We start from the raw sequence: 23,181 nt of genomic DNA, 5'->3' as shown, positions 1-23,181 counted from the left end.
GTGTCCACGCCGCACCAGCCCCAATCCCAGGAGGAGTGCCCGTCTCGTGAGCCCGCAGACCGACGATCCAGCGATGACGAGCCCGCACGCAGCGCCGTCCCAGCACTCGGAGGTCGCGGCGGTCATCGTCCTCGCGGCCGGAGCCGGGACCCGCATGAAGTCACGCACGCCCAAGGTCCTCCACACGCTCGCCGGGCGGTCCATGCTCGGTCACGCCGTGCACGCGGCCCGGGGGCTGGCGCCGCGCGACCTCGCCGTCGTCGTCCGTCACGAGCGTGAGCTCGTGGCCGGCCATCTGACGGCCCTCGCACCCGACGTACTGCTCGTCGACCAGGACGAGATCCCGGGAACGGGCCGCGCCGTGCAGGTGGCCGTCGAGGCGCTCGACGCCGCGGCCCCCGCGGACGGCGTACTCGAGGGGACCGTCGTCGTCACGTACGGCGACGTCCCGCTGCTCACGACCGCGACGCTGCAGGGCCTCGTGGACGCACACCGCGCGGAGGGCAACGCGGTCACGGTGCTCACCGCGATCCTCGAGGACCCCACCGGTTACGGCCGCATCCTGCGCGCGGAGGACACCTCGGTGCTCGGCATCGTGGAGCACAAGGACGCCGACGAATCCCAGCGCGCCGTCCGTGAGGTCAACTCCGGGATCTACGCCTTCGACGCCGCGGTGCTGCGCAGTGCCCTCGGGCGTATCGACGCCGGCAACGCGCAGGGCGAGCTCTATCTCACGGACGTCCTCGGCATCGCACGGGCGGACGGCGGTCGCGTGGCCGGGCTCGCCGTGGCGGACCGCTGGCAGGTCGAGGGCGTCAACGATCGCGTACAGCTGGCGCAGCTCGGCGACGAACTGAACCGGCGCATCGTCGAGCGCTGGATGCGGGCCGGCGTCACGGTCGTCGACGCATCGTCCACGCGCATCGACGTGACCGTCGAACTCGCGGAGGACGTCACCCTCCTGCCGGGCACGCAGCTCCACGGCGATGTGCGTATCGAGCGCGACGCCGTGGTGGGCCCGGACACCACGCTCACCGACGTCGTCGTCGGCGAGGGCGCGCGCGTGGTCCGCACACACGGCAGCGGCTCCCGCATCGGGGCCGGTGCGAGCGTGGGCCCCTTCGCTTACCTCCGGCCCGGGACGGTCCTCGGCGAGGAGGGCAAGATCGGCGCGTTCTACGAGACCAAGAACGTGACGGTGGGGCGCGGCTCGAAGCTCTCCCACCTGGGGTACGCGGGTGACGCCGAGATCGGCGAGTACACGAACATCGGCTGCGGCAACATCACGGCCAACTACGACGGCGTCGCGAAGCACCGCACGGTGATCGGCTCCCACGTGCGGACCAGCTCCAACACCGTGTTCGTGGCTCCCGTCACCGTGGGCGACGGCGCCTACACCGGTGCCGGTGCCGTGATCCGCAAGGACCTGCCGGCCGGCGCACTCGGGATCAGCGTGGCACCGCAGCGGAACGTGGACGGCTGGACCGAGACCAAGCGTCCCGGGACGGCGTCGGCGGACGCGGCAGCAGCAGCGCGGCCCACCCCCTCAGCAGAAGAACAGCACTTCGACGAAAGCAGTCAGTCATGAGCGAGATCACGGCACGCGGCGAGAAGAAACTGGTCCTCGCCTCCGGGCGCGCCCATCCCGAACTGGCGGAGGAGATCGCGTCCTGGCTCGGGACCGAGCTCCTGCCGGTCTCGGCCTACGATTTCGCGAACGGGGAGATCTACGTCCGGTCGGGGGAGAGCGTCCGCGGCACGGACGTCTTCGTCATCCAGGCGCACCCCGCGCCGCTGAACAACTGGCTCATGGAGCAGCTGATCATGGTGGATTCCCTCAAGCGGGCGTCGGCCAAGCGCATCACCGTGGTCTCGCCGTTCTATCCGTACGCGCGCCAGGACAAGAAGGGCCGCGGCCGCGAGCCCATCTCCGCCCGTCTCGTCGCGGACCTCTACAAGACCGCCGGTGCCAATCGCCTCATGTCCGTGGACCTGCACACCTCGCAGATCCAGGGCTTCTTCGACGGCCCGGTGGATCACCTCATGGCCATCCCGCTGCTGGCGGACTACATCCGCACGAGGGTCGACGCCGACAACGTCACCGTCGTCTCCCCGGACACGGGGCGGGTGCGCGTGGCGGAGCAGTGGGCTGAGCGTCTCGGCGGTGCGCCCCTGGCGTTCGTGCACAAGAGCCGGGACCTCACGGTCCCCAACCAGGCCGTGTCCAAGCAGGTGGTGGGGCAGGTCCAGGGCCGTACCTGCGTACTCATCGACGACATGATCGACACCGGCGGAACGATCTCCGGAGCCGTGGCCGTGCTCAAGAACGCCGGAGCGAAGGACGTCATCATCGCCGCGACGCACGCTGTGTTCTCGGACCCGGCGTCCCGTCGGCTCGCTGAATCGGGAGCGCGGGAGGTCGTCGTGACCAACACGCTGCCCATCCCGTCCGAGAAGCGCTTCCCGCAGCTCACCGTGCTCTCGATCGCTCCCCTGATCGCCCGGGCCATCCGGGAGGTGTTCGACGACGGATCGGTGACCAGCCTGTTCGACGGCAACGCCTGACCGTGTCCTGTGCCCCCTACGCCTCGCTAGGTATTTTGCGGTGGTAAAACGAGTAGTGGCGCTTCTGCTTACGTGAAAGAAACACGTAAGAGTACTGACGATTCCGTAGCCGCCACTCGTGCTGCCGTCTCACACTCTTCCTAGGGTGGGATTCAGACACCTGTTTTCAGCTGGGAAGTAGTAGGTACTCGATGTGGTCTCGCAGCACCGTCCGACCCAAGGCACCGTCCGCTCCACCCCCGCCCGCCCCGAGCCTCACTCGGTCGGCGGCGCCGGGTACTCATGTGCCCTTCATCGGTCGGTCCGCTGAGACCGAGGCGATCCTGCGGGCGGTCCGTCACCCCATCGCCGCCGGGGCCGTGGTGGTCGGTGCACCCGGTTCCGGGAAGACCTCCCTCCTCCACCACGTCCAGCGATCCCTGGCGGACAGCTACATCGTCCGCGTGCGCGGATTGCCGTCCGCGGCATCGTTCCCCTACCGTGCGCTGAGCTTCCTGCTCTCGGAGGTGCCCTCGGCGAGCATGCACCCGGCCCTCGTGGTCAACGCCGTCGCCAAGTACCTCCGCGAGGAGGCCGGCGGCCGGCGGATCGTCCTCGCGGTGGACAACGCCGAGCACCTCGACGAGTCGTCCTCCACGCTCATCGGCCAGCTCGTCGCCGGGCGCACGGCGTCCGTCATCCTCACGGTGACGGACTTCGCGCAGGCCGACGCCGCCTTCATGGCGCTCTGGCGCACGTCCGCGCTGCGGCGCATCGAACTTCCCCCGCTGTCCTTCGAGGAGACACGCCTGTTCGTCGAGTCGCGCCTCGCCGGGCCGGCGAGCCGGGAGGTGGTCGACGCCGCCCGGGCCGTCGGCGGCGGGAATCCGCAGGCGGTGCGCGGTGCCATCCAGGCCTACACGCAGCGCGGCCTGATCGCGCGGCGAGGTGCCGCCCACGTGCTGCTCCCGGGCCGGCCCGGTACGAGCCAGGACGTCGTGGCCCATGCGACCGTGCTGCAGACCCTCACCGCAGGGCAGCGCTCCGTCGTGGACCTGCTCGCTCTCGCAGGGCCGCTCTCGTGGGCCGATCTGGCCGAGGGCACCCGGCCGGAGGACGTCGACGTCCTCCAGGACGCCGGCCTGCTCGTCATCGACTCCCTGTCCGAACCCCGCGCCTCCCTCGCGACGCCCGGCCTCGCCGCGGCGGTCGCGGAGGTGGTGGGATGCCGGGAGGCGGCGGACCTCCTGCGCCGCGTCGAGCGTGTCCCGGAGTCCAGCGAACGTCTCCACGCCGACCCCGCCCGGCACGTCGAGTGGCTCCTGCACGCCGGTGAGCCCGTGCCCGAGGAGCGCGCCGTGGCCGCGCTCGAGGCACTGAACCGGGACGGCGAGCACGAGCGTGCAGCCCACCTCCTCGAGAGCGTCGGCGTGGGCGCCTCGCCGCAGCTCGCCCATCAGGCGCTGGTCGCGGCCCTCGGGCTCGGTCGCATCAAGGAGGCCGCTGAGCACGCAGCGGTTCTCTCCCGCTCCGAGGATCAGCTGGATGCCGGCGCGTGGACGCTCTACAAGGTGCAGGAGTCCCGTTTGCGCCGTTCCGGCGGGGCACCCGGAGCCGATCCGGCGGAACCGCTCGCGGAGGCCGAGTGCCGCCTGGCCGTCTGGCGGCAGGAGGCGCTGGCCGCAGGTGACCTGTCGAGGGCGGCGGAGTTCGCCGCCCTCGATCGGCGCGTGGTCCTCGCCCGTGCCGAGACGGCCTCCTTCCAGGGCAGGTTCCACGACTGCCTGAAACTGCTCGACGAGGTCGGTGTGGACGGCGCCCTGCAGGATCCCGGCGCACCCGCACTGCGTGTTGCGGTGCAAGCCCTCGCGCTCGAGGCGAACATCGTCATGAACCGCCAGTCGGTGGCGGACACACTCGCCGCGTCGCTCGCCGGTGACCTCGCGCGGCCGGGCGTCGATCATCGCACCGCCGATGACGCCCTGGTCCGCGCCGGGATCGCCTACATCGCATCGGGGCGGATCAGCGAGGGAAGTCAGGCGATCGCGGACTTCGCGGGTTCCTCCTCCCTCTGGTCCTTCCAGCGCGGTTCCCTCGCGGCACTGGGGGACGCGCTGCTGCTGCTCATGCAGGATCACGTGCTCGAGGCGGTCGGTGTGCTGACCCCCGCGGTCGAACAGTTGAGGATCACCGATCCGCACCGCGTGCTGCCGATCGCGGCGTCGGTGCTCTCCTACTGCGCCGCGCTCACCGGGACGGCGGACCACCCGGCGGTCCAGGTGACACCGGCGGATGCCGATCACGGCCCCTGGCTGGTCCGTCGCGCCTCCGAGCACTACCGGCTGCTGGCAGTGGCCCGCACGGGAGACCGCGCGGGTGCGGCTCTCGCGCTGCAGGACCATGCCCGCCGCGACCTCGAGCAGGGCGCGGACGCCTGGGCACTGCTGAGCCTCGGTGCGGCAGTCCGCATGGGGCGCCAGGACGCCGTCCCCGCGCTGCGTGACCTGGCGGGAAGGCTCGAGGGTGCCATGGCACGAGCGCTCGAGCTGTACTCGGGGGCCCTCTTGGAGTCCGACGTCGAGAAGCTCGTGGCAGCGATGGACGCGGCTGCGGGCATGAACGACCTCAGGCTCGTCGCGGACATCGCGCAGTCCGGGATCAATGCCACCACGAGGGTCCAGGACAAGGCGAGCCTCCGGCTGATCCAGCGGCGGCTCCGTGAGCTGACGCCGGAGCCGGCGCCCGCCGAAGCCGCTGCGTCCCACCTGGACCTCCTGACCGCGCGGGAGCGTGAGGTGGCCGTCCTGGCCGCCGCAGGCAGGAGCAACCGGGCCATCGCCACGCAGATGTTCGTCTCCGTCCGCACGGTCGAGGGCCACCTCTACCAGGTCTACGCGAAGCTGAATGTGAGCAGCAGGGCCGAGTTGGCTGATCTCATCCCCGCGGAGAGCGCGCCCTGATGTTCTCCCCACTCTCCGGCGACATCCCTCTCGTCGGGCGCGGTGCACTGGTGTCGGATCTCTCCGACCTCGTGCACCACGGCGAGGCCTTCGGGGCGCTCGTGTACGGGGACACGGGAACCGGCAAGACGGCGCTGGCCCACCACCTGCTCGAGCACCGCCGCAGCAGCGTGGTCCCGTTCCTCGTGACCTCCGCCTCCGCGCTGAGCACCATCTCCTACGGAGCCCTCGGACCGTTCCTGGCCTCCGCCTCGGCCGCGGACATGGCCTCGCCGCTGTCCGTGCTGCGCGCAGTGCTCGCGTTCTTCCGCGCGCAGGCACCGGCCGGCCGCACCGTCCTCGTGATCGTCGACGACGCCCACCTCCTCGACGACGCCAGCAGCCACCTCCTGGCGCAGCTCGTCACGTCGAGGACCATCAGCGTGGTGGCGTTCTCGCGTCCTGTCACGCCCGTCTCGGACGAACTCGTCTCCCTCGGCCGTGACGGACTGCTGGAGAGGTACGACGTCGGCCCGCTCGGCCACGGGGAGGCCCTCGAGCTCTGCACGCTCATCCTCGGCGGAGCCGTGGTCCGGGGTGCGAGCGACCGCCTGTGCGACGAGGCCTCGGGCAATCCGTTGTTCCTGAAGGCGATCCTCGATGAGGCGCTCGCCAACGGCAGCCTGGCGCGGCCCGAGGGTGTCTGGGTGCTGGCGCCGCAGGAACTCAGCATCCCCGTGGCGCTCCGAGACCTCGTCCGCTCCATCCTGCTGGAGCTCGACGCGCAGGAGCAGACGGTGCTCGAACTTCTCGCGCTCGGTGGAGCGGTCGCCTTCGCCGACCTCGTCCGGATCGGGAGTGAGCGGGCCGTGTCGGCGCTGCTGGGCCGGGGGCTCGTCAGGATCTACCCGCAGGCGACGGCGTACGCCGTGCACGCGCACACCCTGTTCGGCCGGATCATCAGGGCCCAGGTGCCCGTGGGCCGCAGTATCACGCTGCGCGCGGAGCTGGGTGCGGCAAGCTCCACCTCACGGCCGCTTCCCGCCCGGGCACGCATCCGTCACGCGCTCTGGGCACTCGAGTGCGGCGAGGCGGTGCCGGACCAGGTGCTGCTGGAGCTCTCAGGCCTCGCGCTCACGCTCCTCGACGGCGTGGCGGCGCTTCGCCTCGCGGACGCCGTCACCGCACAGGACCACCTCGCGGCGCGGCTGCTGCACGCCGTCGCGCTCTTCGAGCTCGAACGCGTGGCGGAGTCCCGGTCCGCGTCCGCGGGTCTGCTGGAGCGTGTCGGGGAGACCGAACTGATCGGCCTCGCTGGGGTACTCGAGCTGAGGCTCGCGCTGGCGACCGGCGGGGGCACCGCGGCGATCGACTCCACCACCGAGCGGTGGGCGGCGGCGCTCGCGGCCCACGACGACGGCCCGGCTGCCCGCGCCGACCTGCTCCGGAGGAGCGTCCAAGCCCTCGGCTGGAACGTCGTCGGACGCTACGGTGAGGCGATCGTGGCGGCACGCGGCATCATCGCGGATGCTCCGTCCGATCCCCGCGTCGAGGTGCTGGCGCAGGCGGCGCTCGCCGAGGCGCTCGGAGCAGTGGGTCGGAGCGCCGAGGCCAGGATCCACGGCGTCCGTGCACTCGAGCTGATCGGGCACCACCCGCAGACCACCGCGGACCTGCATCGGCTCGTCATCTTCCGGCAGGTGGGCCTGCTCATCCACTCCGGCGATTTCCCCGCGGCCGAGGAGGCGCTCAGGACCTACGACCCCGGGGAGGGCCGCGACTACGCCTTCGTGGGCGGGAGCCTCGCCGTCCTGGCCGGAGCACTCGACGTCCGCCGCGGACGATTCCGCAGCGGTCTCGACTCACTGCTCCCCGCGCTCGCCTCCCTGCGGGTCTTCGATCCCGACGGCGTGCTCGCCTATGCGCTGGGCACCACCGGATGGGCCGCTGCCGCGCTCGGGGATGGTGAGCTGTCCGCCCGCTGTTCGGAGGAACTCGCACGGGTGGAGCATCGGGGCCCTCGTCAGTTCGCGCTCCTGGCCCGGGCGTTCGACACCGCCGGACGGGCACTGCTCGCCACGGGTGACGCCGGAGAGACGCTCCTGCTGTTCGCGGCGGAAGCGCGCGACCTCGGATGGTTCAGTTGTGAGAAGGACGTGCTGGAGCTGGCCACCTCGCTGGGCACGGAGCGTTCCGCCGCGTTGCTCGCCGAGGCCACCCGCTCGCTCGAGGGCGCGGAGGCGTCGGTGCTGCACCAGTACGCCACCGCGCTCGTGGAACAGGACGCCGCTGCCATGGCGATGGCGGGCGAGCGCGCTGAAGTGTTCCAGAAGTACCTCCTGGCTGCGGACGCCTGTGCCCGGGCCATGGAGGCCTACGCCGTCGCGGGGGACGCCCGGTCGCAGCGTGCGCTCGCGCCCGTGGTGAGGCGCCGCAGGGCGATGATCGACGGCGGCACCGTCGCGGAGCCGACGCATACAGGTGGAGCGACGCCGCTCACCGCCCGGGAACGGGAGATCGCCCTGCTCACGGTGCGAGGGCTCACGAACCGTGACATCGCGCGGGCCCTGACGGTGTCCACACGGACCGTGGAGGGTCACCTGTACCGCATCTACGTGAAGCTCGGCATCAGCCGGCGCGAGGAGTTGACGGCCGAGATGGAGCCGTTGCTCAGAGCTACGTAGGGCCCATTCGGTACGTAGGTACTTGAAGGAGCCCGCCCGAGTAGTCCCGCGCGCCAATAGGGTCGGGACTACTCGTGATCACCAGTGGCGGGGAGCCTAGAGTTGAAGCTGTCGGACAGGGTTGTGATCCGGGAGCTCGTCACCGCGTCAGTGCGGAATGCTCCGGAACGAACCATGGACGGCCCACGAACTGGGTCGGCGGCGTAGGAGTTCTCTTGAGACCAGGACTTCGTCCCCAGCCGCCGCCGACCCTCAGACTCACCTTATCGGTAGGGTTCCCTCAGCCCTATCACGTAACGGTAACGAAAAGCCCCTCACCACGAGATGAGGGGCTTTTCGTCGTGATTATTCCGTTTATGTCCTGATTATTCCGATTACTCTGCCGCTGACCGTAGGCCCTTGCGCTGAATCCGAACATCGCCGGGCGTCACCACACTGCATGCACAAGGCGCCGGGTGGTGTTCCCAGGGCCTTGTGCATGCCATGTGTGGATCAGGAGGTGGCGGAGCTGCTGCGTCGGCGGGCGACGAACACCGCGGCCGTGCCGAGCGTCAGGGCGCCCACGCCGGCGGCGCCCCACAGGGCGGTGGAGGAGTCGACGCCGGTGGTGGCGAGGCCCGCTCCGGAGCTCGAGACGGCCTGCGTGGTGACCTGACCGGTGACGCTCACCTGGGCGGGGGCAGCGGCGCCGGAACCGGCGCCCACGGCCGTCAGCGTGCACTGACCGGCCGTGGTCATGACGGCGGTGTAGGAGAAGGAACCGTCCGCGCCGGCCACGGTGGTGCCCGAGGTGGTGGACGCGGCCCCGTTCCCCGTGGTGCACGTGGTGGTGACCGTGACGGTTTCACCCGGCGTCATGCCCGAGCCGGTGAGGGTGACGGATCCGCCGGGCGTGGTGGTACCCGTGTCCACGCCGGTCTGGGCCGGGTTCGCGGGGTATTCGAAGGCGGACGCAGCGGTGGCGCCGCTCAGGGCGAGCATGCCCGCGAGGGCCGTAGTGGCCAGAATTCTCTTCATGAAGTTTTCCCAACGTGTAATGGTTCGCGAGAGACCGAAAGTCTTCTAGGCCATTCTTTCCGCGTTGGGAGCGGCTGTGCGGGGCTGAGCATCGAACGGGTATCGGCGCGGGTGAAGACGAGTACGGCGCACACGCTGGGACGTAACTCGGACGGAGTCTGCCGCGCGTACTACGCCCGGAGACACGTGGGGAGAGTTGTGTACTCGCTCGGCAGCGGTCCGGAGGATGCCGGCGTCAGGTACTCGCTCAAGGTCACCACCCTACCCACACGAAGGGGGTTCGAAAGACCGCGCACGGCCCTGAACGCGGAAGCGGACGGACCCGAGGGGCCCGTCCGCTTCCATGCGTGATCGAGGAAGTGCTACGCCTCGGCGCCGCTACGGCGACGGGCTACCACGATGCTGCCGGCACCCAGGCCGAGCGCGCCGATACCGGCTGCGCCCCAGAGGAACATCGCCGAGTCGATACCGGTGTTGGCCAGGCCACCACGGGTGCCAGTCGCGGTTCCGCCGGCGGTTCCGCCGGCGGTTCCGCCGGTGGTGCCGCCCGTTGTTCCGCCGGTCTGTGCTGCTTCGGCGACCGTGACCACCGAGACGACGGTGGTACCGGAGGTGACGCCGCGCGCGGTGAGGGTGTAGGTGCCCTCTTCCTCGAGTGTGACGGGGAAGGAGAAGCTGCCGTCGGCGGCGGCGGTGGTCTCGTAGGTGCCGATGATCTGGTTCAGGACGATCACACCGGTGCGGACGGCGCCGACGCGACCTGCGCCGGCTCCCGCTGCGGCGGGGTCACCAGCGGTGAAGTCCACCGTGATGAGGATTTGCTCACCAGGGGTGAACCCGGTGCCGCTGAACACGACGGTCTCGCCGGCGGTGACGGAGCTGTCGCTCACGGTGCCGGGAACGATCGGGGCGGGGTACTGAGCCTGAGCTGCACCGGCGCCCAGGAATGCGATGGACCCGGCGATGGCCAGGACTGAGACGGTTTTCTGCATAGCTATCTCCCGAAAAAGTGTGTGAGTGACGAAGAGGGAGATCGGCCCGCTTTTCCCCAGCTGAACGAACCCTCGTGGCAACCGGACCGGTGTTAACCAGTACGCCCGGAACGTCTGCGTTCGGCTACCGCTTATGAAAGTAGCAGGGGAATCCGGAAGTGGGTAGCGAGATGGGAGGAACTGCGTTGATGTAACCCATTGTTAACGCATTCGGAGCCGTCGGGCCGGGGGAACGCAGTTTCAGCGCAGGTTATGCGCCAGTTATTCGCACTCGGATTCTTCCGTCATGGGTAGTACCACGTCGGCAACGGGCTGGATGGTGGGCGTCACCGAGAGCACCGGGGTGTCGGCCTGCACCACCCGGGCGAATCGGTACTCGATGGTGGTGCTCTCACCGGGAGCGAGCTGCGTGGTGAGGACGCCGACGGGACGATTGCCGTGCAGGAAGGAGCCCACCGGAACCTCGGCACCGTCCACGGTGGCAGTACCCAGGGAGGATTGCGCCGGGCCGTACCCCACGATGTTGGTGCGGACCTCCCCGGGTGGGATGCCGAACGCGCCCGCTCCCGTGACGTAGGCCGGGAGGCTCTCGGCGGCGTCGGCCGGTGCCGTGTTCGTCAAGGTCACCCGCACGGTGTAGTCCTGGTACTCGCCGCTCGCGCACGGCTTCAGCACCTGCACGGTGCGGGTGACGTAGTAGTCCATCTTGGCGCCCGTGCCGTCGTTGAAGTAGACGTCGAACGCGGCCCCGCCCTTCGCGGCTCCCGTGACGGCGCCTCCGAGGCGCGTGCCGCGGATGATGTCCTGCTCGCGGGACTCGTTGGACCACAGGAACAGGCGGTTGTCCTCGCTGCTGCGCGTGAGCGCTTCCACGAGCGCCGTGCTCTCGCCCTGCCCGTCCGCGAGGGCGGAGAAGATCCGCGCGGCCACGCCTGCGAAGTAGGCGTCCTGCAGGCTGGGCTCCTCGATCTGCGCGTAGGTGTCGGAGAGGAGGGTGCGCACCACGTTCTCGGAGGTCAGGGAACTAAGCAGGCCGGCCTGGGCGATCAGCCCCTCGACGGCCGGGTCCTCGAAGGCGCCGAGCTCGATGGGGCCCGTGGCGCCGAGGATGTTCGCGAGGACCACCGGGTCGAGGGCCATCACGCCGTCGATCGCCGTGCCCGGGTTCCGCTCCTCGTACATGCGCTTGGTGGTCTGCGCCACCGTGGGGAAGTCCGGTGTGAGGTTGGCGCTCTGGAAGAACCCGCCCAGGCGGGTCGAGTAGATCTGCTCCTGCTGCGGGTCCACGTCCAGCGGCGGGTCGAAGCGCCCCAGATCGCCCGGGCTGCCCTGACCGATGAGCTCGATCGCGCCGGCGTCGGTCCTGATGAGCGCGAAGGCGCCGGAGATACCGCCGGTGGCCCTGATCTCCGCGCTGTTCTGGATGAGCACCAGGTAGGTCCGGGGGCCTTCGGCGCCCATCATCGGCGGCAGGATCTGCGCGGCCGAGGAGGCGCTGTTGAGAGCGGTCCGTGCCTCGTCCATGGTGACCAGCGCTTCCTCCAGGGGCGTGGCCACCTGCGGGAGGAGCCGGTCGCGGTCGATGTCCGCGAGGCGTTCGTAACTGAGTTGCACTGTGGAGGCGGCGGAGGTCAGCAGGGGCGAGACCTCCTGCAGCGGCGCCACGTCGATCCGGCCGTCAGTGGGCGTGAGGCTGTCCCAGTCGAGCGAGTCGAAGGTGTTGAGCATCGGGGCCACCGCGCGGTTGACGACGTCGTCCGCGGAGACCGTCACCTCGGTGATGGCCGAGAAGTTGGGGCCGATGACGGGGAGGATCGCCGCGGCCTTCCAGAGCGGATCGGTGCCGGCGGTCCGCGCCGTCGCGGTGTGGTTCTGCAGCGTGGCGAGGGTCTCCTGGGCGGCGTCACCGTCACCCGCCTGGAGTTCGGCCTGGAGCCGGGGCAGGACGTCGGCGGTTGCCTGCAGGTTGGTCCGCACCTGATCGGCGCGGTAGGCGAGCCACGCGGTGCACAGCACGCCCACGAGGGCGAGGACCCCCACGGCGAGCGCCAGCCGGGCGAACCGTCGCTTCGTACGGGACCCCGTGCGGCGTTCGCCGCCGTCGTTCCCGAAGTAGTAGGCGCTGCCCTCCGTGAACCGACGGCCCTTGCTGGTCCTGCGTGCCACCCACGTACCCCTGTTGTCTCGCTGATCACCGCGTGTTTCCCAGGCGGTCAGACAGCACCACGCGAGGCGAAGACGGCTCGGAAGGTCTTGAACAGGATGATGACGTCCTGCATGAGCGACCAGTTCTCAACATAGTAGAGGTCCAGCTGTATGGACTCCTCCCAGGAGAGGTTCGACCTGCCGCTGACCTGCCACAACCCGCTCATCCCGGGGCTCACGTAGAGGCGGCGGTGCGCGGCGTCGTCGTACAGTGCCACTTCGCCCGCACGCTGCGGGCGGGGGCCCACGAGGCTCATGCTGCCGCGGAGCACGTTGAACAGCTGCGGCAGTTCGTCGAGGGAGTACTTGCGGAGGTGGCGGCCCACGGGGGTGATGCGGGGGTCGTCAGTGACCTTGAACAGCGGAGTGTCGGAGCGGCCCTGGGCGTCGAGCAGGCCGGCGAGCTGCGCGTCGGCGTCCTGGTTCATGGAGCGGAACTTGAACATGCTGAAGGTGGCGCCGCCCACCCCGATCCGCTCCTGCGTGTAGAGCACGGAACCGGGGCCGGAGGCGCGCACCAGCAGCGCGACCACCAGCAGCACGGGGGAGAAGACCACGATCAGCGCGGCGCTGCCGACGATGTCGAACAGGCGCTTGAGCACCCGCGCGCCGCCGGTGAGGCGCGGCGTCGAGACGTGCACGAGCGGCAAGCCGGCGACCGGCTGGGTGTGGATGCGGGGGCCGGCGACGTCGGTGAGGGCCGGTGCGAGGATCAGGCGCACCTCACGCTCGGCGAGCGCCCAGCCGAGCCGACGGAGGACGTCGGGGTGCAGGTTGGAGCCGGCTGAGACTGCGATCGAATCGGCGAGGCAGTCCTCGAGCGCCTCGAGGATGGACTCGACGTCCGGCGTGGACCCGATGATCCGCAGATCCTGATTGGCACGGAGGGCACGGTCCTCGTCGTCGATCACGTAGGCGGCCACGGGAGAGTAGCCGGCCATCGGGTTCTTCCGCAGTGACGTGGCGAGGTGGTCCACGGCGTCCCGTCCGCCCACGAGGAGGATCCGCGAGGTGCTGAGGCCATGCTTGCGTTCGGTGCTGAGGAACTGGCGCGTCATCCAGCGGGCAAGGAGGAGGCCCACGACGCCGGAGGGCAGTGCCAGCCCCACGTACCCGCGCGCGGTGTCGTACTGGAGCGCGTAGGAGAGGATCGCGATGATGCCGAAGAGCCACAGCGAGGCCGAGAAGACCCGCTTGTACTCCTCGGGGCCGGAGCCGAGCACGCGTGGGTTGCGGGTGTCCCAGGCAGAGAGCATCACCCACCAGGTGATGCTGATGGCCGCGGTGATCCAGGCGTAGATGGTGATGGAATCGGCCCGGGTGTCGTCCTGCAACCCGAAGCGGATGAGCAGTGCGCCGGAGGTGGCCCACAGGATCACGAGGGCGTCGATGATCGCGAGCCGCCGCGGGTAGCGCACCATCCAGCTGGTGCCTGGCTGCTGATGGCCGGCCGGACGGTGCTGCACCTCGGCGCCACCCGTCGGTGACATGCGTCCGGGTCCTGTCAGCTCGTGCGGTCGCGGCGAGCCGGCTGTCCACGCCGGAGGCCGAGCACCGCCTCGTCGAAGGCGTCCACGGCCACGGCGCCGCTGCGGCGGGGCGGGGCGTCGTCCTCCGTGGTATGCAGGCGGTTGTCCCCGGAGCCGGCATGCAGCTCCGGCTCCTTCACGGAGTCGTAGGAGTTGTACGTGTAGGAGTAGGCGTCCGGGCCCTTGGACGGCAGCAGGTTGATCACCACGCCGAGGAGATCGGCGTCCACCATCTCGAGGTTGCCGAGGGACTTCTGGAGGTCCGGCAGCTTCACCTTGGAGGAGCCGATCACGAGCACCACTCCACCGACCTGCTGCGAGAGGACGGCGGCATCGGTGACCGGGAGGAGGGGAGGGGCGTCGATGATCACGGCGTCGAACTTGTTCTCGAGGCGCGTGATGAGCTGCTTCATGGCATCCGAACCGAGCAGCTCGCTCGGGTTCGGGGGAATCTGCCCGGCAGTGAGCACGTACAGCTCGTCCGTACCCCAGGGCTGGAGCAGGTCCTCGACGTCGGCACGGCCGATCAGCGCGGTGGTGAGGCCGGCGTTCCGCTCGAGGCCGAGGTACTCGTCCACGCGGGGGCGGCGGAGGTCGGCATCCACGAGCACCACGGACTGACCACCCTGGGCTATCGCGATGGCGAGGTTCGTGGCCGTGGTGCTCTTGCCCTCACCCGGGAGCGACGACGTGACGAGTACGGCTTTCGACTTGTGGCTCACGTGGGCGAACTGCAGGTTGGTGCGGATCTGCCGGAAGGACTCGGCGCGGGGGCTCTGCCCCGGCACCTGGGTGAGCAGTGGCTTCTTGGTGGCGTCGACGTCGAACGTGATGCCGCCGAGCACGGGCGCTTCGCTGATGCGGCGAAGATCAGACTCGCCACGCACGCGGGTGTCCAGGGTGGTGCGGAGCACGGCGGCGCCGACTCCGAGGGCGAGGCCCACGAGGAGCCCGAGTGCCAGGTTCAGCCTCGTGTTCGGAGCCGAGGGGTCCGAGGGTGCGGAGGCAGGGGTGATCACGGTGAGGTTGACGGGGGATCCGCCACCCTCCTCCGTGCTCTCCAGTCCGTCCACGGACTGCACGAGGCTGTCCGCCGTCGCCTGGGCTATCGCAGCGGCCTGGACCGGGGAGGTGTCATCGACGGCGATGGTGATGATCACGGTGTTGAGGTCTGCGGTGGCGGTCACCTGCGACGCCAGTTCGCGCGGCGTCAGATCGAGACCGAGGGCGTCCACCACAGGTTGCAGGACGATCGGCTCGGTGACCGTCTCCACGTAGGACTGCACGCGGGCCTGGGTGAAGGTGTTGCCCTGCTGGAGCTCCTGCACGCTGCCCGAATTCTGCGTGGCCACGAACAGTTTGGTCTGCGCGGTGTACGTGGGGCGCACAGCGAAGGATGCGACCGCTCCCACGAGCAGGCCCACGAGGGCACAGACGGTGATCAGCAGCCAGTTACGCCGCAGAATCCGAAGGTAGTCGCTGAGCTCCACAGGAGACCTCTCTGAATGCTTTGCTGGGCTGTGCCCATGAGACCGCTAGCAAGGGAGTCAGCTCCTGCCGCTCCTGGTGTACCCGAGGGTTCGAGCAGAGTCTAGCCGCGCAGTGCGGCGCGGTGTGTCCGGTACCACTCAACCGTGTGGCGGATGCCGTCCTCAAGGCTGATCGACGCCGTCCACCCCGCATCGGCGAGCTTGGACACGTCCAGCAGCTTCTGCGGTGTGCCGTCCGGCTTGGTGGTGTCCCATTCCATGACGCCCTGATACCCGACGGCGCCGGCCACGATGCCTGCGAGCTCCTTGATGGTCACATCACTGCCGGTGCCCACGTTGACCTGTTCGGGTCCGTCGTAGTGCTCCATCAGGTGGAGGCAGGCTTCCGCCATGTCGTCCACGTGCAGGAACTCGCGGCGCGGTGAGCCGGTGCCCCAGTTGGTCACGGTCCCCACGCCGTCACGCACCGCCTCGTCGTAGCGGCGGATCAGCGCCGGCAGCACATGGGAGCCCTCCGGAGAGAAGTTGTCCCCGGGCCCGTAGAGGTTGGTGGGCATCGCCGAGATCCAGGGGAGTCCGTACTGCCGGCGCACGGCCTGAATGTGCATGATGCCCGCGATCTTCGCGATCGCGTAGGCGTCGTTGGTCGGCTCCAGGTGCCCGGTGAGCAGGGAGTCCTCGCGGATGGGCTGCTCGGCGAGCTTCGGGTAGATGCAGGAGGAGCCAAGGAACAGCAGGCGCTCCACCCCGTACTCGCGCGCGGCGTCGAGCACGTTGACCTGGATCTGCAGGTTCTCCGTGAGGAAATTCACCGGGTAGGTGTTGTTCGCCATGATGCCGCCCACCTTCGCAGCGGCGAGTACCAGGTACCGGGGCCGCACGGCGCCGATGTAGGCGAACACGGCTTCGCGGTTCTTGAGGTCCAGCTCGGTGGAGGACTGACCGTGGAGGTTCGTGAAACCCTCGGCCTCGAGCGTGCGCCAGATCGCGGAGCCCACGAGGCCGCGGTGGCCCGCTACGTAGAACGCGGCGTCGCGGTCGAGGGGGCCGGGCGTGAAGTCGGTCATCTCAAGCCTTCCAGCAGTCGAGATCCACGGTGTCGATCCACTGGCGGCCCGCGTGCTTCAGGGCCTCGATGTCGGCGTCGACCATGAGGCGTGCGAGGTCCGGCGTGTGGATGGTGGCCTTCCAGCCGAGCTTGGCCGCCGCCTTCGAGGCGTCACCCACCAGAGCGTCCACCTCGGTGGGGCGGAGGTACCGCTCGTCGAACTTGACGTGCTCCTCCCAGTTGAGGCCGGCGTGCTCGAAGGAGATCTGCAGGAAGTCCCGCACCGTGTAGTTGCCACCGGTTGCCAGCACGAAGTCATCGGGCTCGTCGGCCTGCAGCATGCGCCACATGCCCTCCACGTACTCGGCCGCGTACCCCCAGTCACGCACGGCGTCCAGGTTGCCCATGTACAGGTGCTGCTGCTGGCCGGCCTTGATAGCGGCCACGGCGCGCGTGATCTTGCGGGTCACGAAGGTCTCGCCGCGGCGGGGTGATTCGTGGTTGAAGAGGATGCCGTTCACCGCGTACATGCCGTAGGCCTCGCGGTAGTTCTTCGTGATCCAGTAGCTGTAGACCTTGGCGGCGCCGTAGGGGGAACGCGGGTAGAACGGGGTGTCCTCGTTCTGCGGCGGGGGAGTGGCACCGAACATCTCGGAGGAGGATGCCTGATAGAACTTCGTCTCGATGCCGGCCAGCCGGACAGCCTCCAGGAGACGGACGGTGCCCATGCCCGTGGTGTCCGCGGTGTGCTCGGGCTCGTCGAAGGACACCCGTACATGGGACTGCGCGGCGAGGTTGTAGACCTCATCGGGGCGGATATCCGCGAGCAGCGTGACGAGGCGAGAGCCGTCGCTGAGGTCGCCGTAGTGAAGGAACAGTTTCGCGGTGGGGTCGTGCGGGTCCACGTACAGGTGGTCCACGCGCGAGGTGTTGAAGGTGGATGCACGGCGGATCAGACCGTGGACCTCGTAGCCCTTCCGCAGCAGCAGTTCGGCGAGGTAGGAGCCATCCTGGCCCGTGATGCCGGTGATGAGAGCGCGCTTAGGCATGATGTTCCCCAGAGTGATGGGCCGTGCGATCCGGGCGAGAACCGGCGGCGAGGTGCGTGAGGTACCGAGCATAGTGCGCGTGGTCATTCTCAACGTCATCGTTTCCTGCGTTACACCTTGAATTGGTATACATGACGTGAGTTCCTTGCGCGCTGGGCGCCGGTCTCATCAACATCTAGCCGGTATCTGCGACGAAAACGCGACGGCAGGAGAAGGAGCGGCACTTGCCGGGTCTCATCGCTCACGAATGGATCGCAAAGACAGGTGGCTCTGAACAGGTCGCGAAGGCGATGATCGCGGAATTCACCGACGCGGACGTTTTTTGCCTCTGGAACGATGATCCGGACTTCCTCACCGGAAGGAAGATCAATGAATCAATACTGTCCCGAACGCCGCTTCGGCGTTCGAAGGCCCTAGCATTGCCATTCATGCCCTCGGTTTGGGCCTCAAAGTCTCTAGCGGATTACGACTGGGTCCTTGCCAGCTCACACCTCTACGCCCATCAGATTGGCGGCAAACGGAATACCGCTGACACTCCGGTTTTCGCCTACGTGCATTCGCCCGCCCGATATCTTTGGGAACCCGAGCTGGATGACCGCGCGGGTTCGTTCATGGGCCGTTTGGTCTCTCCAGCTTTGCGATGGCAGGACCGCAGGAGTGCCAGTCGAGGCATCAACATTGCTGCCAACAGCGAGTTCGTTCAGCGGCGAGTGGAACGGGCGTGGTGCCAGCCCAGTCGAGTGATCTACCCGCCTGTCGATATTGACAGCATCCAGGACGTTGCATCATGGGTTGGGCGGCTCACTCCTGAGGAGCAAGCGACTCTCGAGGGGCTTCCGCGACCGTTCGTCCTCGGCGCCTCCCGATTCGTCCCGTACAAGCGACTAGACCGAGTGATTGACGTCGGAGAAGCGTGCGGCGTGCCAGTTGTCCTGGCAGGTTCAGGTCCTGAGAGGCAGAAGCTGCAATCGAAAGCAAACGATTCATCGATTCCCGTAAGGATCGTGGATTGCCCGTCGGATGCGATGCTATACGCGCTCTACCGAGCTGCACAGGCCTACGTTTTCCCACCGGTGGAAGATTTCGGCATCATGCCTGTTGAGGCCATGGCTCTTGGCACCCCAGTCTTGGTCAACGCGAGGGGTGGCGCTGCGGAGTCCGCGAGGGTGCTTGGTGGTGGGGTCACATTGCCTGCAGACCTGAGAGCCTTGAAGGAGGTCTTCGAGCAGGCGCTGATGATCGAAATGGAACCTGTGATTGAGAAAGTGAAATCGTTCTCCGTGCCAAATTTTCAGCAGAGGATCAGAAGTTGGATAGAGGAAGATTTTGGCCGCGGTTAGGAATTTGACCACGAGGGTGCTGGTCCTCGGAACTGCAGATTGGGACCAACCCATCGCGACGAACCAGCACTACGTCGTGCGTGAACTCTGTAAGGAGTTCGAGGTGACGTATGTGGAATCAATGGGATTACGCCGCCCAAGGCTTACGACGGCAGACATGCGTCGTGTCATGCGCCGTCTCTTGCCGAGACGAACACATGAAGCCACGGGACGTGAGAAGCCCGCTGGCCTCTCCATCATCAAGCCACGAGTCGTGCCTCTACATCGTTGGGCCTTCGCGCCACTCAACCGTGCACTGCTCCAAGCGCAACTGCGAACTTGGGTCACGGCGGCCGGCCCGAAGGTGCTGTGGACATATACGCCGGTCACCTACGACCTCGAGTCAGCCGTGGACGGAAGTGTGTATCACTGTGTCGACCTGCTTGGCGAAGTTCAGGGTATCGACGCGCGGCTGGTCCGGTCTCATGAAAAGCGTAGAGCCCTGACCGTGACCAAAGCCGTCGGAAGCAGTCAGAAAGTAGTCGACCATCTATACAGTATTGGATTCCGAGACGTCCGTCTCTGGCCAAACGTTGCCGACCTGACGGCATTCGAATTGAAATCTGACTCAGCTCGCTCGGGCCTATTGTTCGCGGGCAACTTCACCAAGCAAAAAGTCGACTTCGCTCTGCTGGACGATCTCGTGAAATCCGGCAAAGAACTGCACCTCGCGGGACCGATCAGTGACAACGAATCACAAGCCGCGATTCAACGCCTGCAAGCGGCGGGAGCGGTCTATCATGGCTTGCTTTCGATTCCCGAACTAGCACGCTTAGCGAGTTCGTGTGTGGTGGGACTAATCCCTTATCTGATCAATTCCTACACAGTTGGTGTGAGCCCATTGAAAACCTATGAGTACCTAGCATCTGGACTTGCGGTCTTGTCGACGGAAATTCCATCCGTAGGCAGTAGTGGTGCAAGCGTTCGGGTCGCGACCTCCCATGCTGACTTCTTGGCGGAGGCAGAGCGATTGTTGACCGAACCATGGTCACCCGACGGCCACAGACTAGAGGCGCAAGGGCACGGTTGGGACAGTCGGGGGTCGCAGGTAAGAGCACTTGTGAGAGAGGTTGCCAAACAATGATTACCTTCGAACATTTTGTAATCACAAGATTCAACGTCCGGTCGTCCGTGGCGCAAGGCCCAGCCTCGGATGCGTGGCTCCGTGACCGCGTCGACCTCTTCGAGAAATACTGTCTTCCAAGTATGCTTAGTCAGATAAATCAACAATTTACCTGGTTGCTTCTCTTCGACGAAAGCACCCCGGGATGGCTGCGTCAGCGGATACAACTACTCATCAGCGAGGCACCATTTTCGATCGAAGCGGTGTACCTCTCGGTGAGCTTCGATGCGGAAGCTCTGAAGGAGGTACTTCGACCAAGGCAGAAGGCCGAGCTTCTGGTTTCGACCAGACTAGACAATGATGACATGGTCTCGCGGGACTTCATCGAAAGAGTCCAACGCGAGATCTCGGACCAGAAACTCCTTCTCGTAAATTTCGTCAGCGGATCTCAGTACTCCAATGAAGTCGTCTACCGCCGACCCTACCCAGCTAATCCGTTCATTACAATCATTGAACGAGGCCGCGTGGCGGATCATCACACAATTTTTGCGTTGGATCACTATCTCATGCCCACCCTGGGCAGCGTGAAGAACATCAAAACTCCTCATCCGATGTGGATGCAAGTTATCCACGGTTCCAATCTGGAGAATGAAGTGATCGGCTTGCCCATGCGAACAGCCGGACTCGGACAATGGTTTCCTGCGGTGAATTTCAGCAAAATCGGTAGCGCTAAATTCCTGGCGCTAGCCACGCTCCAGGTGGTCAAAATACTAGTGAGGCTTGCTCTCGACCCCAAGAGGATCAGAGCACTTCTTGTGGTGGCGACCGCGAGACGGCCTGTAACGTGACCACTCAAATGCTTGGCGTTGTCATCTTCGAGCCTAATTACACTGGCCACCGCATGGACTATTGCTTACATCTCGTGACCTATGGAATTTCCCAGGAGATTCCTGTCGTTCTTGCGACGAGCACAGATACTCTGAACTCAGCCGAATATTCACAAAGGTTCGAGGGGGTGCCGGTGGTAGTCGAAAATTTGGGTGGGCTTCCAGACATCCGCCAGCGAGGCTACATCGCATGGGTCAGTCGAAAAATTCGCCAGTTGCGAAAGAAATATCACGACAAAACAATTCTAGTACTAGAAGGCGACAAGCTCCTTCCCGCTGCCCTTTTAGGGAGCGCGTCCATGATGAGAATGGATTGGTTGAAATTGCTGATCATGCGCGCGCCTGTTCAGATGGACGGAGGACGAAAATCAGCCAGCAACTATCTGAAGCTCCTACTCATGAAGGGGCTAAGGCAGCGCGGGGTTGATGTAATAGCCCTCGCCCCATCGTCACCCAAGGAGCCAGACTACAACTACATGGGTTTCAGAGCTGTTCCAGATCCTGTCGACGTACATATCGATCCCTCTGCGAGTGCTCTATTTCGTCGTGAGGTTCTTGATGAGAGGCGGACCTGGGTCGGAATTTTTGGAAACATCACGGCCAGGAAGAACCTCGACATAGTCGCGAGGGCGCTCAAAGAAGCAGAGAATCACGACCGCCTCGGTTTTCTCATCGCGGGAAGTTTGGCCTCAGATGAGGAACAGCGGTGTCTTCGAGCCCTAGAGGAGGCGGAAGAGGCAGGGGTGCGAGTGGTGCGTCGACTGGGTCTCCTTCCCGCAGCAGACCTCGACAACGCGATTGCGGCGGTTGACGTGGTAGTAGCGGCACACACCGGCGATGGGCCTAGTGGCATCATTGGCAAATCTATGGCCCTCGGCACATTCGCGCTAGCAGCTGGCTCGCCAACGCTCGCGCGAGAATTGAATGGAAAGCCTAATCATGGCATATTTGTGCAACTTAGCGAGAGAGCACTCGCCAGTGGTTTTGATGCCGTCGTAGAAGCCAATCGGCCTTCCGGTGAACTAGTTCGTTTTGCCGATCGCAATGAGTTTGCTCGATCGATGTTGAGGAGCGAGTGAGAGCCGCAAGAGGACTACCGCCAGAAGCAAGACCGCTGGCGCTACGATTTTCAGTCAGGATCCTCGCATCTCTTGCTCAGGCGGCTTTCCTGCTGCTTTCGGCGAGAGTGCTTGGGCCTGCTGACTTCGCACAATTCGCTGTTGCACTGTCAATCTTCATTATTTCTGGGGTCGTACTTGGTCTGGGAACCCCGACGCGTATGTTGCGCATCGCAGCAGAAACCTCTCCGCGTGAGGTGACTTATACGTCGGCAATTATTCGACTCGCGTCGTCACTTACAATTCTTATTGTTGGTGTTCTCGCGTGGGTGACTCTTTCCTACCCCCAAGTGATCCTTTTGGCTTTGTTTCTTGCGGTGAGCGACCAGTTGTTTGATTTCTTCGTCTCATACAGTTCTGGTTTGGAAAACCATGGGAGGGCCTCCGTCACGTTGCTCGTACAAAGGACTCTTCCTTTGATTATCTGGATAATGTCAGGAGATGAATTTGCCTCAGCGCCACCTTGGTTGCTTGTCCCTTGCGTAGTCCTATCGTTCAGTTTGTGCTTGCGGGTCGTCGTCACCACACGCACGAGTTGTATCAGTTGGAGCCAGATCCGTAATTTAGTTCAGTATTGGTTGGCCACTCTCGCCACAAATATGAATCAAATTGAGCCGATCACACTGGCTACATTCGCGTCCGCGAACGCGCTGGCCTCCTTTGCGGTAGGCAATAGGATCGCACAACCGTTGACCATTTTCGTCTCAGCCCTTCAGGTCATCTTTGTGCCACGCATGGCTGTGACTCGAGGAACCGCCAAGTTCATGCTGATTCTTAAACGACTACGCCTTGCGGCGGCGATCTACGCGTTCGTCCTGATTTTGTCTTCTCCTCTCATAGTTTATGCAACCACAAAAATATTAGGTGCGGACTACTCGAGTTCTACACCCGTTGTATTTGCTTTCATCTTCGGTGCTGCGCTTTCTTGTTTTTCCCAGACATTTCAAATGAAAGCTTTAGCAGAGGGAAAACCGCTAAGATCGACGGCGATCGTCGCGACGGGTACATTACTCGGACTTGCACTGACGGTCGCAACCATTGTGGTCATGGGCGAAAGCTTGATTTGGGTCGCTCCCGTCTACACGCAGGTTCTCATAATCGTCGCGTTCGCCTACACGTCGCGAGGAAAGAGCGCGGAGGGCCAACAGTGAGTAATGTATTACGATTTGAGGTTCGCGCTACTCAAGCGGGTAGTTATTCAATCTCGCGATTGGGTCGGGTCGAGTCTCGCTTCATG

At 65.9% G+C, this 23,181-nt stretch carries 16 protein-coding genes; 9 read left to right on the top strand and 7 right to left on the bottom strand.

The window, feature by feature from the left end; genetic code table 11:
* Window positions 1-73: 73 nt before the first annotated feature.
* The 4 genes from glmU to AC4D12_RS12185 all read left to right on the top strand — a co-directional run bounded on the left by glmU (window position 74) and on the right by AC4D12_RS12185 (window position 8,167).
* Window positions 74-1,588, top strand: coding sequence for a bifunctional UDP-N-acetylglucosamine diphosphorylase/glucosamine-1-phosphate N-acetyltransferase GlmU (gene glmU, locus AC4D12_RS12200; RefSeq protein WP_490950641.1), 1,515 nt, complete (start codon window positions 74-76; stop codon window positions 1,586-1,588).
* Window positions 1,585-2,565 (top strand): ribose-phosphate diphosphokinase, encoded by a 981-nt coding sequence (locus AC4D12_RS12195; protein WP_490950207.1) that lies wholly within the window; start codon window positions 1,585-1,587, stop codon window positions 2,563-2,565. The genes glmU and AC4D12_RS12195 overlap by 4 nt, the downstream gene beginning before the upstream one ends.
* Window positions 2,566-2,849: 284 nt before the next feature.
* A complete protein-coding gene (locus AC4D12_RS12190) occupies window positions 2,850-5,504 on the top strand; it encodes a helix-turn-helix transcriptional regulator (RefSeq protein WP_490950206.1) in 2,655 nt (884 codons plus the stop codon).
* The gene (locus tag AC4D12_RS12185; protein WP_490950205.1) at window positions 5,504-8,167 is read left to right on the top strand and encodes a LuxR C-terminal-related transcriptional regulator; all 2,664 of its coding nucleotides are present in this window, start codon (window positions 5,504-5,506) and stop codon (window positions 8,165-8,167) included. Before AC4D12_RS12190 ends, AC4D12_RS12185 begins: the two co-directional genes overlap by 1 nt.
* A gap of 492 nt (window positions 8,168-8,659) precedes the next feature.
* On the opposite strand, the gene AC4D12_RS12180 is transcribed toward AC4D12_RS12185, so the two are convergent.
* The 7 genes from AC4D12_RS12180 to gmd form a co-directional block, all read right to left on the bottom strand.
* Complete coding sequence (locus AC4D12_RS12180) at window positions 8,660-9,184, bottom strand: LPXTG cell wall anchor domain-containing protein (RefSeq protein WP_490950204.1); 525 nt, start codon at window positions 9,182-9,184, stop codon at window positions 8,660-8,662.
* 362 nt (window positions 9,185-9,546) lie between these two features.
* A complete protein-coding gene (locus tag AC4D12_RS12175; protein ID WP_490950203.1) occupies window positions 9,547-10,176 on the bottom strand; it encodes an LPXTG cell wall anchor domain-containing protein in 630 nt (209 codons plus the stop codon).
* A gap of 261 nt (window positions 10,177-10,437) precedes the next feature.
* Window positions 10,438-12,342 carry a DUF4012 domain-containing protein gene (locus tag AC4D12_RS12170; RefSeq protein ID WP_490950202.1) on the bottom strand — a complete coding sequence of 635 codons (1,905 nt, stop codon included), beginning with the start codon at window positions 12,340-12,342 and terminating at the stop codon, window positions 10,438-10,440.
* 47 nt (window positions 12,343-12,389) lie between these two features.
* Entirely contained in the window at window positions 12,390-13,871 is a 1,482-nt protein-coding gene (locus AC4D12_RS12165) for a sugar transferase (RefSeq protein ID WP_490950201.1), read from the bottom strand.
* Window positions 13,872-13,885: 14 nt separating this feature from the next.
* Window positions 13,886-15,400 carry a tyrosine-protein kinase domain-containing protein gene (locus AC4D12_RS12160; protein WP_490950200.1) on the bottom strand — a complete coding sequence of 505 codons (1,515 nt, stop codon included), beginning with the start codon at window positions 15,398-15,400 and terminating at the stop codon, window positions 13,886-13,888.
* A gap of 101 nt (window positions 15,401-15,501) precedes the next feature.
* Window positions 15,502-16,467: a GDP-L-fucose synthase family protein gene (locus tag AC4D12_RS12155; RefSeq protein WP_490950199.1), complete on the bottom strand. Its 966-nt coding sequence runs from the start codon at window positions 16,465-16,467 to the stop codon at window positions 15,502-15,504.
* A gap of 1 nt (window position 16,468) precedes the next feature.
* A complete protein-coding gene (gmd, locus tag AC4D12_RS12150) occupies window positions 16,469-17,497 on the bottom strand; it encodes a GDP-mannose 4,6-dehydratase (protein WP_490950198.1) in 1,029 nt (342 codons plus the stop codon).
* Window positions 17,498-17,721: 224 nt separating this feature from the next.
* Here gmd and AC4D12_RS12145 point away from each other — a divergent pair, with 224 nt between their 5' ends.
* The 5 genes from AC4D12_RS12145 (at window position 17,722) to AC4D12_RS12125 (ending at window position 23,095) form a co-directional block, all read left to right on the top strand.
* Window positions 17,722-18,837: a glycosyltransferase gene (locus AC4D12_RS12145; RefSeq protein ID WP_490950197.1), complete on the top strand. Its 1,116-nt coding sequence runs from the start codon at window positions 17,722-17,724 to the stop codon at window positions 18,835-18,837.
* Between the two features lie 103 nt (window positions 18,838-18,940).
* A complete protein-coding gene (locus AC4D12_RS12140) occupies window positions 18,941-19,960 on the top strand; it encodes a glycosyltransferase family protein (protein WP_490950196.1) in 1,020 nt (339 codons plus the stop codon).
* Window positions 19,957-20,787 (top strand): glycosyltransferase, encoded by an 831-nt coding sequence (locus AC4D12_RS12135; RefSeq protein WP_490950195.1) that lies wholly within the window; start codon window positions 19,957-19,959, stop codon window positions 20,785-20,787. Before AC4D12_RS12140 ends, AC4D12_RS12135 begins: the two co-directional genes overlap by 4 nt.
* Window positions 20,784-21,905, top strand: coding sequence for a glycosyltransferase (locus tag AC4D12_RS12130; protein WP_490950194.1), 1,122 nt, complete (start codon window positions 20,784-20,786; stop codon window positions 21,903-21,905). The genes AC4D12_RS12135 and AC4D12_RS12130 overlap by 4 nt, the downstream gene beginning before the upstream one ends.
* A complete protein-coding gene (locus AC4D12_RS12125) occupies window positions 21,902-23,095 on the top strand; it encodes an MATE family efflux transporter (RefSeq protein WP_490950193.1) in 1,194 nt (397 codons plus the stop codon). Before AC4D12_RS12130 ends, AC4D12_RS12125 begins: the two co-directional genes overlap by 4 nt.
* The last annotated feature ends 86 nt before the right edge of the window (window positions 23,096-23,181 follow it).

The organism is Arthrobacter sp. TJ-266, from assembly GCF_058269115.1.
Note: the sequence above shows the minus strand (reverse complement) of the source record. Positions and strands in the feature narration are given on the sequence as shown.